At 65.2% G+C, this 16063-nt stretch carries 7 protein-coding genes and 3 rRNA genes (1 of these 10 only partly in view); all 10 read left to right on the top strand.

What is annotated here, in order from left to right; all coding sequences use genetic code 11:
- Window positions 1-359 (top strand): 16S ribosomal RNA (locus B5F85_RS04995) (it extends 1153 nt beyond the left edge of the window).
- 233 nt (window positions 360-592) lie between these two features.
- Window positions 593-3529: ribosomal RNA gene (locus B5F85_RS04990) — 23S ribosomal RNA — on the top strand.
- Between the two features lie 96 nt (window positions 3530-3625).
- Window positions 3626-3741: ribosomal RNA gene (gene rrf / locus B5F85_RS04985) — 5S ribosomal RNA — on the top strand.
- The 16S, 23S and 5S rRNA genes sit together here, the layout of an rRNA operon.
- Before the next feature lie 871 nt (window positions 3742-4612).
- Entirely contained in the window at window positions 4613-6859 is a 2247-nt protein-coding gene (locus B5F85_RS04980) for a BTAD domain-containing putative transcriptional regulator (RefSeq protein ID WP_158094559.1), read from the top strand.
- 130 nt (window positions 6860-6989) lie between these two features.
- Entirely contained in the window at window positions 6990-9743 is a 2754-nt protein-coding gene (gene secA / locus B5F85_RS04975; RefSeq protein WP_087314970.1) for a preprotein translocase subunit SecA, read from the top strand.
- Window positions 9744-10865 (top strand): peptide chain release factor 2, encoded by a 1122-nt coding sequence (gene prfB / locus B5F85_RS04970; RefSeq protein ID WP_087314968.1) that lies wholly within the window; start codon window positions 9744-9746, stop codon window positions 10863-10865. It begins immediately after the preceding gene.
- On the top strand, window positions 10859-11734 hold the full coding sequence (locus B5F85_RS04965; protein ID WP_087314966.1) for a YitT family protein: 876 nt from the start codon (window positions 10859-10861) through the stop codon (window positions 11732-11734). The genes prfB and B5F85_RS04965 overlap by 7 nt, the downstream gene beginning before the upstream one ends.
- Before the next feature lie 149 nt (window positions 11735-11883).
- On the top strand, window positions 11884-12906 hold the full coding sequence (ftsE, locus tag B5F85_RS04960) for a cell division ATP-binding protein FtsE (RefSeq protein ID WP_087314964.1): 1023 nt from the start codon (window positions 11884-11886) through the stop codon (window positions 12904-12906).
- Entirely contained in the window at window positions 12893-13819 is a 927-nt protein-coding gene (gene ftsX / locus B5F85_RS04955; protein ID WP_087314963.1) for a permease-like cell division protein FtsX, read from the top strand. The genes ftsE and ftsX overlap by 14 nt, the downstream gene beginning before the upstream one ends.
- A 120-nt stretch (window positions 13820-13939) precedes the next feature.
- Window positions 13940-16009, top strand: coding sequence for a ribonuclease R (gene rnr / locus B5F85_RS04950; protein ID WP_087314961.1), 2070 nt, complete (start codon window positions 13940-13942; stop codon window positions 16007-16009).
- The last annotated feature ends 54 nt before the right edge of the window (window positions 16010-16063 follow it).

The following is a 16063-nucleotide window of genomic DNA, read 5'->3' as shown; positions in this document are numbered from 1 at the left end:
GTGGGGATGACGTCAAGTCATCATGCCCCTTATGTCCTGGGCTGCACACGTGCTACAATGGCCGGCACAATGGGCTGCCACCGCGCGAGCGGGAGCGAATCCCCAAAGCCGGCCCCAGTTCGGATTGGAGGCTGCAACCCGCCTCCATGAAGTCGGAGTTGCTAGTAATCGCGGATCAGCACGCCGCGGTGAATGCGTTCCCGGGCCTTGTACACACCGCCCGTCACACCACCCGAGTCGATTGCACCCGAAGTCGTCGGCCCAACCTCGTGAGGGAGGCGCCGAAGGTGTGGTTGGTAAGGGGGGTGAAGTCGTAACAAGGTAGCCGTACCGGAAGGTGCGGCTGGATCACCTCCTTTCTAGGGAGATCAGCTTCTTAGAAGATGACAACTTCATTGACGGACGCCCCGTCAGTCCCGCTGACGCTGTCTTCGCCGCGCCCCAGGGCGCGCAGTGTCCGGTCCCCGGGGGACTCCCCCGCCGTACCTTGAGAGCTGCATAGCGTGACGAAAGATTTTCCTCAAGAAGATCGCATCTGAAGACGCGGGGCCGAGCGCCCCGCGCGACGAAGTATGTTCGAGCCATCGAACGAAGAGAAGATGGTAAGGGCAAACGGTGGATGCCTTGGCACAGGAAGCCGACGAAGGACGCGACAAGCTGCGATAAGCCGCGGTTAGGGGCACATGCCCGCTCGACCCGCGGATCTCCGAATGGGCAAACCCGGCGGGAGTCATTTCCCGTCACCCCCGGCTGAACACATAGGCCGGGTGGAGGCAACCGGGGGAACTGAAACATCTAAGTACCCCGAGGAAGAGAAATCAAGCGAGATTCCCCTAGTAGTGGCGAGCGAACGGGGACCTAGGACAAACCGGCGGCCGCTTCGGCGCCGCCGGGGTTGTAGGGCCAAGCACTGCGCAGTCACAAAACCTCGTGGAAGCGGAACGGCATGGGAAGGCCGGCGGTACAGGGTTAGAGCCCCGTACGCGAATCCGCGAGGTCTGCCGCTTGGTACCTGAGTACCGCCGGACACGTGAAACCCGGTGGGAACCCGGGGGGTCCACCCTCCAATCCTAAATACTCTCCTGTGACCGATAGTGGACCAGTACCGTGAGGGAAAGGTGAAAAGCACCCCGGGAGGGGAGTGAAATAGTACCTGAAACCGTTTGCCTACAAGCAGTCGGAGCAGCGCTTGCGCTGTGACGGCGTGCCTTTTGTAGAATGAGCCAGCGAGTTACGGCGCGTGGCGAGGTTAAGCCACGAAGCGAGCCGCAGCGAAAGCGAGTCCCAACCGGGCGAGCAGTCGCGCGCCGTAGACGCGAAGCCGGGTGAGCTATCCATGGGCAGGCTGAAGCGGGGGTAAGACCCCGTGGAGGGCCGAACCCACCTAGGTTGAAAACTGGGGGGATGACCTGTGGATAGGAGTGAAAGGCCTATCAAACCCGGAGATATCTCGTTCTCCCCGAAATAGCTTTAGGGCTAGCCTCGGACGTTTACCTGCGGGGGTAGAGCACTGAATGGACGCGGGGGCCTCACCGCCTACCAACTCCAATCAAACTCCGAATACCGCCGGTCCAGAGTCCGGGAGTCAGAACATGTGGGCTAAGCTGTGTGTTCGAAAGGGAAACAGCCCAGACCGCCCGCTAAGGTCCCGAAGTCCGTGCTAAGTGGCAAAGGATGTGCGTCTGCCCAGACAACCAGGATGTTGGCTTAGAAGCAGCCATTCATTTAAAGAGTGCGTAATAGCTCACTGGTCGAGTGGACATGCGCCGACAATATACGGGGCTAAGCACGGCACCGAAGCGGCGGGCTAGATTTCATCTAGCGGTAGGGGAGCTTTCCGTCCGCGGCGAAGCCGTCGGGGCAACCGGCGGTGGAGCGGCCGGAAGTGAGAATGCTGGCATGAGTAACGAGAGGGGCGTGGAAAACGCCCCCGCCGTAAACCCAAGGTTTCCTGGGCAAGGCTAATCCTCCCAGGGTCAGTCGGGAGCTAAGGCGAGGCCGGAAGGCGTAGCCGATGCACAGCAGGTGGACATTCCTGCACCCCCGAACGGGCGCTAACACCGATGGGGCGACGGAGAAGGGTAGCTGGACGGGGTTCTGGACGTCCCCGCGATGGCACGTAGGCTGGGCGGTAGTGAAACGCGCCGCCCGCGACGGCTGAGGTGCCGGACGAAGCGACTGAGCGAAGCCAGTGAGCCCATGCTCCCGAGAAAACCCCCTAGGGAGCCCGCAGGGGCCCGTACCGCAAACCGACACAGGTGGGTGGGTAGAGCATACCAAGGCGATCGGGAGAACCATGGTTAAGGAACTCGGCAAAATTGCCCCGTAACTTCGGGAGAAGGGGTGCCGCCTCGGGTGGAGGGACTTGCTCCCCGAGCCCAGGGCGGCCACAGTAAATAGGCCCAAGCGACTGTTTATCAAAAACACAGGACTCTGCTGAAGTCGTAAGACGACGTATAGGGTCTGACGCCTGCCCGGTGCCGGAAGGTCACGAGGAGCCGTCAGCGCGAGCGAAGCGGCGAATCCAAGCCCCGGTAAACGGCGGCCGTAACTATAACGGTCCTAAGGTAGCGAAATTCCTTGTCGGGTAAGTTCCGACCTGCACGAAAGGCGTAACGATTTGGGCGCTGTCTCAACCATGGACCCGGTGAAATTGCACTAGTCGTGAAGATGCGACTTACCCGCGGAAGGACGGAAAGACCCCGTGAACCTTTACTGCAGCTTGACATTGGCTGCCGGTTCGTCGTGTAGAGGATAGGTGGGAGACGCTGAACCAGGGACGCCAGTCTCTGGGGAGTCGCCCTTGGAATACCACCCTCGACGTTCTGGCATCCTAACCCGCGACCGTCACCCGGCGTGGGGACCGTGTCAGGTGGGTAGTTTGACTGGGGCGGTCGCCTCCTAAAGAGTAACGGAGGCGCACGTAAGGTCTGCTCAGGACGGTCGGCAACCGTCCCTTTGAGTGCAAGAGCATAAGCAGGCTTGACTGCGAGACGGACAGGTCGAGCAGATGGGAAACCAGGTTCTAGTGATCCGGCGGCTCAGCGTGGTATGGCCGTCGCTCAACGGATAAAAGGTACTCCGGGGATAACAGGCTGATCTTCCCCAAGAGTCCACATCGACGGGAAGGTTTGGCACCTCGATGTCGGCTCATCGCATCCTGGGGCTGGAGCAGGTCCCAAGGGTATGGCTGTTCGCCATTTAAAGCGGTACGCGAGCTGGGTTCAGAACGTCGTGAGACAGTTCGGTCCCTATCCTCCGTGGGCGTAGGAGAACTGAGGGAGGCTGCCCCTAGTACGAGAGGACCGGGGTGGACGGACCTCCGGTGTACGGGTTGTCGACCAACGGCATCGCCCGGTAGCTGAGTCCGGTTCGGATAACCGCTGAAAGCATCTAAGCGGGAAGCCAGTCCCGAGATGAGTTCTCCCTTCGGTAAGGCCACTCGTAGACCACGAGTTCGATAGGCCGCAGATGTAAGCGCCGTGAGGCGTTGAGTCGAGCGGTACTAATCGGCCGAGCTCTTCTCTTCCTTCTGACTGCGATCGGGCGGAGGGGCTCTCGTCACGCTGTGCGGCCCCCAGGGCACGGCGAGAGCCGCCCCGGGACAGCAGAATGCCCCTTGTTGGTCAGCGACCATGGCAGGGGAGGCACACCCGGTCCCATTCCGAACCCGGAAGTTAAGCCCCCGAGCGCCGATGGTACTGCGGAGTCAGTCCGTGGGAGAGCAGGACGTCGCTGACCAACAAGGGGCATTTTGCTCATGGGGGAGGGCCCCGGCTCGCGCCGGGGCCCTCCCCCTTCGCGTTCCGCAGTGACAGTTTTCTTCCTGTTCTCTTTCGCTCAACATTCCAATCGCTTACTAGTAGCAACACACCCAACAATAAAAAACAACAAAACGAGACGTTAACTAATGCTGATTAGTGATATCTTCGGTATGTCGTCTCGATTCTTGGTGGAAGGGTGTTGATGCTGCATGGCCAATCTTGTGCCGGAGCTCCTGTGCTCCTCCGCGCTCTCTTCGTTTGGCTCATTTGGGCACTCGCGTCTTGTGGCGATTTGCGCAGAGCCGGGCCTTGGCAGTCGCGCCGTCATTTCAGATTTGCTCTCTGGCGCTGCCGCTGCTGGCGCTCGCATCTTTCGTCACGATCTCGGCGCACTTGATATAGACTCCGCCGTCAGCGTCATTCGTCGTGTTGCCCATTCTGCCATGAAGGCTTCCGACTCAGTGGTCGTTGGGCTGGACGACCTCCCCGCTCCTGACGAGTGCTCTGCCCCGCGTCTCGCCCGAGCTCTTCGACGCCTGTGGGAGTCCGGTGCATCCGTCGCCTTCTCCCTCCCTCCTGAGGCGTCTCAGATACTTGAGCTTCTCCCTGAGTGCCAGACGGTCCGCTCGCAAGATCTTCTCGTCCGTTCCGTCGCTCTTGCGCGTCCTGATGATTCTCTATATGAGCTGCGGCGTCTTACGCTTGGCATTCACGATCTCGTCTCTAGTCTCGCAGACATCTCTGAGGATGATTTGCAATCGGACGCTGTCCCTCAGGCCTATCGTGACCGCCTCTCGGCTCTTGTCACCACCTCGCTTCGCCGCTCCCTGTCTGATGAGGAGATCAGGTTGAGGCTATGCCTGTTCTTGCTCGGCGAGGGTACGATCGATGACCTACGATGCGCCCTCGACTTCGTTTCCGAGGAGATTCTGGAGTGCATTCGCGTCTTTGTTCCCTACTTTCAGCTCGAAGGTCCTCATTGGCGGTTTCGCACGTTGCCTACCTGCAGCCCCGCCGCGCTCTCGCGATCGCTGCACGGCCTCGCCCCGACTTGCTCCCTCTTTCCTGACGTGGCGTCCTCATGCGTCAGGGTTCTGCTCGAGCGCGGGTCTTTCGAGCGCGCCGCGCAGCTCCTCGAACTCCCCGTCGAGGACGCCGCCTTTGCCCATGCCCTTCGTTTTGGCGCTCACTTGATCGACGCCGGCGGCGTCAATGTGGTCTCCACCGCGCTCGGCATGGTGGAGGGGGCTCCCCGGCAAGGCACCCTTTGTCACGCCCTTTCGCTGGCGGTCTCGGCCGTCATCGGGGAGGAGCTTGTTGACTTTGGGGCGTGCGGCCGTCCGCTCGAGGTGAGGGCGGGGGAGCGTCGAGACGCGCTGATGCTCATCGACGCCCGTCGCGCTCTCCAGGCAAAGCCGGCGCTCGTCGCGTTTGTCGACGACGCGTGGTCCGGGCTTGGCAGGAGCCTGCTGGTTCATCGCGAGGCCTGCGACCTGCTCCGAGAGGGCGCCGCCGGTGCGGCAATGAGGCTCCTCGTCGCCAACCCGTGCTGCGGCCCTGTCAGGACAATGTCTGACGCACTTCTGCTCGTTGATTACGAGATTGCTCGTCTGCTGCTGTGTGATGACGGCGGCAACGACGGGGATCGGGTCGCCCAGGCCCTGAGAATGCTTGAATCATCCTCGTTTCGGGGAATGGAGGGGTATGCCTGCTGCCTGGAGGCCGTCAGGGCGATGCTGTCGCCGAGCGCCCGCGCCCCGAACCTCGACGCTCTTGCCGCGCGATCCGAGAGGGCGGGCGACGTCCTCCCCCAGGTCGCCGCTCTTGTCGCCGGATGCATCGTTGACCTTCGAGGCTCATCGTGCGCCAGGGCGAACGTGAGGGCGCTGCTTGCCATTGCGATTGCCAGGCGTGCGGGGCTCGTCCACCTCTCGAGAGTTGCCTCGCTGCTCGGGGACATCTCCCGCTTTCTTTTGGGCGACGTTTCGAGACGCGAGGCTCCCGGAGCGGCCCGTGATGAGCTCGGGGCGATCAGGCTTCTGGCGCACGAGGCCATGTGCGCGGAGCATGGCCCGGCTGCCGTGGAAGATGAGCTGGGCGGACGCGTCCCGCGCGACTGTCTCTGGCTCGTGCGCGTTCTGAGCGAAGGGTTTGGAGCGTTCTCGCAGCTGTTCAGGCGGACGTTGCCGCTGAGCTGGAGACATGCGCTCGAGGCGGTCAGTGGTCCGCGGGGCGAGGAGAGGCTTGCCGGCGCCGGCATGCCGCCGGTGGCGGCCGCAACAGGCCTGCGGGACGCGCCGCCGCTCGTACGCGCGGAAGCGCCGGTCAAGGTGTCTTTGCTCGGGGGATTTTCGCTGTTTGTCCGTGACGTCCGAATTGTCGACGAGAAGATCGATCACAGGAATGCAAAATCGATGCTCACGTACCTGCTCCTTCGCCATGGCCACAGCGCCCGCAGGAGCCAGATCTCCGGGCAGATCTGGCCGGAGAGCGACTACGTGCTGGGCGCAAATCGGGTCTATCAGGCCACGAGCGTGCTTCGGGCCGCGGTGGCGGAGATCGACCCGTCCCTCGACCCATTCGTTCTCGGGAGGTCGACGAGGTCGATATCGATCGATCCTTCCGTCGTGGCCTGTGACGTGGACGAGCTGAGGCACTTTGCGAGAGAAGTGATAGATGGCGAAGACGACGCGACGGTGGTCCGGGTCGCGCGTCAGGTCGAGCAACTCTATGTCGGCGACCTCTATAGCCCCGCCGCCGACTGCACCGGCTTCGTGGCGAAGTGCCGCGAGGAGCTGCGGTCCCTCTACGTCGACGCGATGGTCGCGGGGTCGGACGCCGCGATGCGCCTGGGGAGAGCCCGAACGGCCGCGAGGCTTGCGGGAAACGCGCTGGAGGCGGACGGGTTGCGAGAGGATGCGGCAATCGCGCTCGTGAGCTCGCTGATGGCGGACGGAAGGGAGCTCGAGGCGGGGCGTCAGTACCGTCGATATGCCCGAAGGCTTTCCCAGGCGACCGGGAAGTCTCCCTCCTGGCGCCTGCGTCAGGTCGCTCGGGATGAGCCGACGGGTGAGGAGGGGGAGGCAAGTGCATGAGTGCCGAGGGCTAGAGTGCGCTTTTGGTGAGAGGACGGGAGCGTGGCTTTTCGCGGCGGTGGCTATGAGTAAAGTGGTGAACATGAGTGTGCCATTGGGGCCACGCTGAGATTTCTTACAGGGGAGTCGCATGCCTAACTTTCTCTCCAAGATTCTGTCCATCGGTTCGGACAGGGACCTGAAGGAGTTCGAGCGCATCACCGCTCGCGTGAACGAGCTCGAGCCTACGTTCGTCGCCATGAGCGAAGAGGAGCTCCGAGGCTGCACCGCGGCCTTCCGGGAGCGCTACGCTCAGGGCGAGACCCTTGACGACCTGCTCCCCGAGGCCTTCGCCGCCGTTCGAGAGGCATCAAAGCGCACGACCGGCATGCGCCACTTCGACGTTCAGATCATCGGCGCGATCGCCCTCCATCGCGGAACCATCGCCGAGATGAAGACGGGCGAGGGCAAGACGCTCGTCTGTACCCTCGCCGCCTACCTCAATGCCATCCCCGGCAAGGGCGTCCACGTCGTCACCGTTAACGACTACCTCGCCAAGCGAGACAGCGAGTGGATGGGCCGCATCTATCGCTATCTCGGCATGTCCGTCGGCCTCATCCAAAACGGGATGCGCCTCCCGCTCAAGAAGCCTGCCTACGAGGCCGACATCACCTACGGCACCAACTCGGAGTTTGGCTTTGACTACCTGCGCGACAACATGGTCACGAGGGCGAGCATGCGCGTCCAGAGAGGGCACCACTACGCAATCGTCGACGAGGCGGACTCCATCTTGATCGACGAGGCGCGCACCCCGCTCATCATCTCCGGCGCCGGTACCAAGTCCGCGAGCACCTACAAGGACTTCGCCCGCGCCGTCCGCGGCCTCACCCCCGAGGTTGACTACACGATGGACGAGGCCAAGCACACCATCGCCACGACGGACGAGGGCCTCGAGAAGGTCGAGCGCGCGCTCGGCATCGAGGACATCTACGCCGACGTCTCCGGCCAGCTCGTCAACCACCTCCAGCAGGCGCTGAAGGCGGAGTACATGTTCCACCGCGACCAGCAGTACGTGGTCATCGACGGCGAGGTGAAGATCGTCGACGAGTTCACCGGCCGCATCATGGAGGGCAGGCGCTACTCCGAGGGCCTGCACCAGGCGATCGAGGCGAAAGAGGGCGTGAGCGTCCGCGAGGAGAACCAGACGCTCGCCACCATCACGCTCCAGAACTACTTCCTCATGTACGACAAGCTCTCCGGCATGACGGGTACCGCCATGACCGAGGACGCTGAGTTCCGCGAGGTCTACCACATTCCCGTGCAGGTCATCCCGCCCAACAAGCCGGTCGCCCGCATCGACCACGACGACCTCGTCTACCGAACCATCGACGCCAAGTTCAAGGCGGTCGCCGACGACGTCGTCGAGCGCCACGCCAAGGGCCAGCCGGTCCTCGTGGGCACCGTCTCGATCGAGAACTCCGAGCGTCTCTCCCGCATTCTCGACAAGCGCGGGATCAAGCACAGCGTCCTCAACGCAAAGCACCACGAGCGCGAGGCCCAGATCGTCGCCCAGGCGGGCCGTGAGGGCGCCGTCACCATTGCGACCAACATGGCTGGCCGAGGCACGGACATCCTGCTCGGCGGTAACCCCGAGCTTATCGCCATGGACTACCTGCGCGAAGACGGCATCGATCCCGAGGAGGCGACGCAGGAGCAGCGCGACGACGCGCAGAGGCGTGCCAAGGAGCTGTGCGAGGGCGAGAAGCGCATCGTCCTCGCCGCTGGCGGCCTCTGCGTCATCGGAACCGAGCGTCACGAGAGCCGACGCATCGACAACCAGCTCCGCGGTCGTTCGGGCCGTCAGGGCGACCCCGGCGAGACCCAGTTCTATCTCTCGCTCGAGGACGACCTCATGCGCCTGTTTGGCGGGGACCGCATGGACCGCATCTCTGCGATGATGCAGAAGTACGACATGCCGGACGACATGCCCATCCAGGCAAAGATGGTGACCAAGGCGGTCGAGAGCGCCCAGCGCAAGATCGAGGAGATCAACTTCGCCATGCGAAAGAACGTCCTCGACTACGACAACGTGATGAACACCCAGCGCCAGGTCATCTATGAGGAGCGCAACAAGATCTTGGACGGCAAGGACCTCATGGCCCACATCGACGAGGTCACCCTCGACACGTGCGAGCGCGAGGTCCGCGGCTTTGCCCCGCAGGACCGCGGCGAGCAGTGGGACGCCCGCGGCCTGTCGCTGTGGCTGGGCGAGCTCACCGGGCGCAAGGACCTGCCCACGGTGGACCCGGAGGAGGACCCCGAGCCGGAGGAGGTCGTCCAGCAGGTCGTCGACTTCGTCAAGAAGTGCTTCTCCGAGAAGGCCGAGAATCTCGGCGACGAGGCCATGCAGGCGCTCGCGGCGCAGGTCATGCTCCGCGTGATTGACACCCGTTGGATGGCCTACCTCCAGGAGATGGACTATCTCAAGACGGGCATCGGCCTGCGCGGCTTTGGCCAGCGCGACCCCCTCGTGGAGTACAAGGGCGAGGCGTACGCCGCCTTCTCCGAGCTCGTCTCCACCATGTACGAGGACTTCCTGCGCACGATTCTGCGCCTCGAGGTCGTCGTGAAGCCCGCCGTCCCGCAGGCGTCTGCCGCCGACGAGATTCCCGATCAGCTCCGCGGCGCCCGCTACTCCGGTCCCGCCGAGACGGACGGGACCCAGGGCGCGCGTCTGGCCCAGGCGCCCGCGGGAGCTCCGCAGGGCGCTCAGCCCGCAGCGGGAAAGCCGCTGACGTATCGCAAGTCCGATGACCCGGACCCCTATGTCGGGGTCGGGCGTAACGACCCGTGCCCCTGCGGCAGCGGCAAGAAGTTCAAGAACTGCCACGGCAGGAACCTGTAGATGGCGGACGTCTCGCCCCAGTCCATCGACGCCCTCGCCGCGCGCCTGACCGAGGTCGAGGGCTACCTGCGCCTCGAGGAGAAGCACCACGTCGTGGCCGAGCTCGAGCGGAGAAGCGCCGACCCGGACTTCTGGAACGATGCCGACGCCGCCCGCGAGACCATGGCGCGACTCGCGGCGGCCCGCGACGACGTCGAGGGCTTGGTGCGAGCGCGCGCCAAGCTCGATGACGCCCGGGCCGCGTACGAGCTTGGCGAGGAGACCGGGGACGACGACCTGCTCTCTGAGGCGGGGACGCTGCTCGAGGGCCTGGAGCACGACCTCTCCGAGCTCGAGCTCTCGAGCTGGTTCACGGACGACCTGGACCACGGCGACGCCATCGTCACCGTGACCCCGGGACAGGGCGGACTCGAGGCCCAGGACTGGTGCGAGATGCTGTTCCGCATGTACCAGCGCTACTGCGAGCGTCGCGGCTGGAAGGTGACCGTCAACGACGCCGAGCCGGGGGAGGCGATCGGGCTTAACCGCGCCACGTTCACCGTGAGCGGGCACAACGCCTACGGCATGCTTCGCGCCGAGCAGGGCGTACACCGCCTGGTGCGCATCTCGCCCACCGACGCCAAGAAGCGCCGCCAGACCACGTTCGCCGGTGTCGAGGTGCTTCCGGTCCTGCCCGACGACGTGGAGGTCGAGATCGACCCCAACGACCTTCGCATCGACGTCTACCACGCGTCCGGCCACGGCGGCCAGGGCGTCAACACCACCGATTCCGCGGTTCGCATCACCCACCTGCCCACCGGAATAGTCGTGACCTGCCAAAACGAGCGCAGCCAGCTTCAGAACAAGGCGTTCGCCATGAGCGTCCTCAGAAGCCGGCTCTACGAGATGGAGCTCGCCCGTCGCGCCGAGGAGCTCGACGAGCTGCGCGGGCCCAAGCGAGACATCGGCTTTGGCAACCAGATCAGGAGCTATGTCCTGTACCCCTATCAGCTCGTCAAGGACCTTCGCACCGGGGTGGAGACCAGCAACGTCGACGCCGTGCTCAAAGACGGCGACCTCGACCAGTTCGTCGTCGGGTATCATCGCTGGTCGGTCGGCGAGGACGAGGGGCAGGCATCGTGAGTTCCATCCCTTGGCGGACGATCGTTCATGACGCCTTTCTGATCGTCGCCGGGTCGCTCATCTTTGCCATCGGCGTCGACATGTTCGAGATTCCCAACGGTCTGGCCGCGGGAGGCGTGACCGGCTTGGCCACGGTCTTCTATGCGATCGCGGACGAAATGGGGTTCTATCTTCCCGTCGGCCTGCAGACCATCGTGATGAACGCGGTTCTTCTCGCCTTGGTGGTGCGGTCGGGAGACCGCGGCTACATCGTGCGAACCATCGGCGGAATCATCGCCTGCGGCCTGCTCACGGACTTGCTCGCCCCCGTCGTTCCGGTGCTCGGGGGAGAAAGCGACCTTCTGCTGTGCGCCCTCTGGGGCGGCGTGATCACCGGCGTGGGGCTCGGCCTAGTCTTTAGAACGGGCGGCAACACGGGGGGCACCGACATCGTCTCGCAGATTCTGGCGAAAAGGGCGGGCATGCCCGTGGGCACTGCCGTCATCATCGTCGACGGCGTCATCATCGCGTTCTCCGCCACGGTCTTCTCGGTCGAGCAGGCGCTCTATGCCGCGGTGGCGATGTTCATCTGCGGTAAGGTGATCGATGCCGTGGTCGACGGCCCCCGCTCGGCGAGGGCCGCCTACATCATCTCGACCGAGCACGAGCGCATAGCCAACGAGATCCTCTACACGCTCAACAGGGGGTGCACCGAGCTGCAGGCCCGCGGCGTCTGGAGCGGCAACAGCCGTCCGGTGCTCATGTGCGTGCTCGGCAGGTCGGAGAGCATGCGGCTCAAGCAGATCGTCGCCGAGGTGGACCCCGAGGCGATCGTGGTCATCTCGGAGGTTCACGAGGTGTTCGGCGAGGGGTTCCGCCGCATCGGATGAGGCGCCGCGCGCCAGGGCCTCTCACCCGTCTCGTATGGGGAGCTTCTGCAAAAAGATGAGCCAAACCCCTCCACCGGGGGAGCGATGCTGGGGTTTTGCTAGACTGTGGCACGTATCTGCCCATCTTGAGCACAAGAAAAGGAGCGTCTGTGGCCAGTCACTTTCGCAGCACTGAGCGACAGGGGTCGGAGGTCGACGAGCAGCTTGACGTCGTCTCTGGCGTGGCTCCGCAGGAGGTAGACGAGTCGTCCGACATCGTCGAGACCGTTCCCGAGACGTCTGAGGCCCCCGCGGCCCCTGAGGTCCCCGCGGCGCCCGTGGCGCCCGAGCCGTCTCAGGAGGACGTCCTCGAGGAGGTTCACGCCGTCACCGCCAGCGAACCTGCCGATTCTGCCGAGCAGCCCGGCTTCACGAGCGTCTTCGCCCCGCTTGCGGGCGAGGAGGCCCCTGAGGTCTCGCGCACCGGCACCCCGACCGTGTCGTTCAAAAACGTCACACTCATCTACCCGGCCCAGCCCAACAAGCCCGCCCTCGACGACGTCAGCCTCGACATCTATCCCGGCGAGTTCGTCTTTGTCGTCGGCCACTCCGGCTCTGGCAAGTCGTCTCTGCTGCGCCTCATCACGCGCGAGCTGCGTGCCAGCTCCGGCCAGGTGATCGTTGCCGGTCAGGACCTGACCAAGATGCGCAACCGCAAGGTCCCGTATCTGCGTCGCCAGATCGGCACGGTGTATCAGGACTTCAAGCTGCTCCCCGACAAGACGGTCTACGAGAACGTGGCCTTTGCCCTCGAGTGCATCGGCAAGCCGAAGTCCGTCATCAGGGCGCAGGTCCCCGAGGTACTTCGCCTCGTGGGCCTCGGCGAGCGCATGAAGCACTTCCCCGACCAGCTCTCCGGCGGCGAGCAGCAGCGCGTCTCCGTTGCCCGTGCGATGGTCAACCGTCCCCCGCTGCTCGTCTGCGACGAGCCGACGGGCAACCTCGACCCCGCCATCTCGCTCGGCATCATGAAGCTGCTCGACCGAATCAACCGAGCCGGAACCACGGTCATCATGGCGACGCACGACCGCGAGATGGTCGACTCCATGCGCAGGCGCGTCATCGCGCTCGAGGCCGGACACGTGGTCCGCGACCAGGAGAGGGGAGGCTACGGTTACTATGGCGCCCTCTAACATCGGCTACTCTCTTCGTGAGTGCGGCCACCACTTCCGCCGCAACTGGACGACGGTGCTCGGCGCCGTGGTCACCATCTTCCTGTCCCTGTTCATCATCGGCCTCTTTGTCCTGGGCTCCGCCATGCTCAACAGCATGATCGGCGGCGTCGAGGACCAGGTGACCATCCAGGCCTTCCTCTCTGACGACGCCGACCAGGCGGACGTCGAGAGCTACCAGGCCGAGATCGAGAGCTGGGACAACGTCGAGTCCGTGACCTACAAGACCAAGGACCAGGCGCTCGAGGAGTTCCGCACCTCGATGTCCAACCGTAACGCCGCGGACGCCGTGACCGCCCTCGACGGCGAGAACCCCCTTCCGGCCTCGCTCGTCGTGCGCGTGCTCGATGCGCAGGAGGTCGAATCCACTGCCCAGCGCATCATGGACGACCCCGCCTTCACGGAGATCTGCGACGACTCCTCCAATCCCGCCGGTGACGTCCAGTACGGGCAGGGGACCGTCGAGCGCCTCCTGAGCCTGGCGAGCTACATCCGCATCGCCGCGGTCGCGCTCGTCATCCTGCTGACCTTCGTCGCCTTCGTGTTCATCAACAACACGATTCGCCTGGCGATCACCGCGCGCCGTCGCGAGATCGGCATCATGCGTCTCGTCGGCGCGTCCAACGGCTTCATCCGCGGGCCCTTCATCATGGAGGGAACGGTCGAGGCGATTATCGGCGCTCTTCTCGCCATCGCCGCGCTCGCCGTGGGCGCCAACACGCTCCTTCCGGAGCTCCAGCAGAACCTCTCGTTCCTTGCGTTCGAGATCCCGGCGACGACGCTCTACATCTGCTTCGCCGGCCTGCTGGTCATCGGCGTGATCATTGGCCTGTTTGGCTCCGCCATCGCCATGAGGCGCTACCTCAAGGTGTAGCGAGAGGCACGTCGAGCCTCAGAGCACGGTGACGTCGCCCGACCCCGCCTTGCGGGGTCGGGCTTTTTCTGTCGCGCCCGTGGGGTACCATCGAGGAAGTCAACGCGAGAGGAGACGCGCATGGGGAGGGGACGTCCGCACCATGGCAACCGGAGGCGCGGCAGGTCGGGCGGGCCCCGCAGCCGCGCTCGGACGCTCATCGGGACGCTCGTGGTCTCACGTCCGGGGGCGGCCCACGTGGAGACCCCCGAGGGGGAGTTCGAGCTTGCCCGAGGCGGCCAGCGCGAGGCCATGAACGGAGACGAGGTCGAGGTCGCGCTCGTGGAGCAGCGCGGAAGACAGGCCCGGGCCGTCGTCCGCTCCGTCATCTCCCGCTCGGTGACCACGTTGCTGGGAACGTTTGCCCAGGCGGGGCCGCTGGGGGTCGTGACTCCGCTCGACACTCGTCTCGGCCACGACTTCTTCGTGGTGCCCGAGGACCCGTGCGTCGGGCGCCTGGGCGTCCGCGAGGGCGACGTCGTGCTCGCACGCGTCGCGGAGTACCCCACGCGAAGGAGCTCGGCGGTCGTCACCATCGAGCGTCGCGTCGGCACGCCCGAAGAGCTCGACCTCAACGTCGAGGCGGTCGTCGCCTCGTATGGGCTGGCGGGCGAGTTCTCCCGCGCCGTGCTCGAGCAGGCCGAGAAGATCGAGGCAAACGTCGCCGACGCCCTGGCCGCTGACCCCGCCCGGCGCGACCTGCGCGACGTTCTCTGCGTGACCATCGACCCCGTCGACGCGCGCGACTTTGACGACGCCGTGAGCGCCCAAAGACTCGAGGACGGGGGCTACGAGCTCGGGGTCCACATCGCCGACGTCACCCACTACGTTGCCGCCGACACCCCGATCGACAACGAGGCGAAGCGCAGGACGTGCTCCGCCTATCTCGTCGACCGCGTCATTCCCATGCTCCCCGAACGGCTCTCCAACGACGTGTGCTCCCTGCGTCCCGGCGAGGACCGCCTCGCCATGAGCGTCATCATGCGCCTGGACGCGCGCGGGAACCTCGTCGGGGCCCACATGCGCCCCTCCGCCATACGCTCCGCCGCCCGGCTGAGCTATGACGCCGTGGACGCCCTGCTCGAAGGTCGCATGGGTGGCGAGGGACTGCCCTGCGCGCAGCGGCGCTCCCACGAGGTTTCGGCCCTGCTCGAGATCCTCGACGAGGTGCGCGCCCTGCGGGAGCGCGTGCGGCGCGAGCGGGGGGCCGTTGACTTCGAGACCGTGGAGGCCAAGGTGACGCTCGGCGAGGGCGGGCGGCCGACGGGCGTCTCCGTGAGACGTCGTACGCGGGCGACGGGCCTCATCGAGGAGGCGATGCTGCTCGCCAACGAGTGCGTGGCCAAGCGGCTTGCCGACGTGGAGGCCCCGGCCGCCTACCGCGTGCACGAGGCCCCCGTCGCCGACGACCTCAGGGCCTGCGCGCAGCCGCTGCGAGAGCTCGGCCTGCTCGACGGCGCCACCGCCGCGGGGCTGCTCGCGGGCGACCCCTTCGCCCTGCAGGCGGTCCTTGAGCGCTCGCGGGGCACGTCGACGGAGTACGTGGCGAGCGCGCTTTTGCTCCGCGCCCAGCGGCGTGCGGTCTACCTGCCCGTCAACGAGGGTCACTACGCGCTCGGCGCCCCGGCCTACTGTCACTTCACCTCGCCGATCAGGCGCTATCCGGACGTGCTCGTCCATCGTGCGCTCAAGGCGCTTCTGCACGGGCAGGTCGGGGGACGCGCGATGCGCGCCCAGGCGGCCGCGCTGCCCCAGCTGTGCCGGACCTGCTCAGAGCAGGAGCGGGCGGCAGACGCTGCGGGGCGGGCCTCGCAGCGCGTCAAGATGGCGGAGCTGTTCTCGGGGTTTCTGGGCGAGCGCTTCTCGGGCGTGATCTCGGGGTGCGCGAGCTACGGCGTCTTCGTGACGCTGGACGACACCTGCGCGGAGGGGCTCGTCCCCGTGCGCTCTCTAGGAGACGAGTGGTTTGCCTACGACGAGGCACGGATGACGCTGACCGGAGAGGAGTCGGGGGAGGTCTGGGGCCTCGGGCGCCGGGTGGCGGTGGAGGTCACGGGGGCCGACCCCGCGCGTGGCCGCATCGACTTCTCGCTTGCCCGGGACGGCCGCCCGCGGGGCGACGCTCGCCGAGCTGACTCGCCCGCGCGATAATGGGGAAGACTAACGCTTTAGGGAATGTGCGCGGCGAAGGCCGCCGGGAGGATA

The organism is Olsenella sp. An293 (genome assembly GCF_002159495.1).
Lineage (GTDB): Bacteria > Actinomycetota > Coriobacteriia > Coriobacteriales > Atopobiaceae > Thermophilibacter.
Note: the sequence above shows the minus strand (reverse complement) of the source record. Positions and strands in the feature narration are given on the sequence as shown.

Coding starts and splice junctions, on each gene's coding strand:
- secA (WP_087314970.1), top strand. CDS start 6,990: ATGCCTAACTTTCTCTCCAAGATTCTGTCCATCGGTTCGGACAGGGAC.
- ftsX (WP_087314963.1), top strand. CDS start 12,893: ATGGCGCCCTCTAACATCGGCTACTCTCTTCGTGAGTGCGGCCACCAC.
- rnr (WP_087314961.1), top strand. CDS start 13,940: ATGGGGAGGGGACGTCCGCACCATGGCAACCGGAGGCGCGGCAGGTCG.
- prfB (WP_087314968.1), top strand. CDS start 9,744: ATGGCGGACGTCTCGCCCCAGTCCATCGACGCCCTCGCCGCGCGCCTG.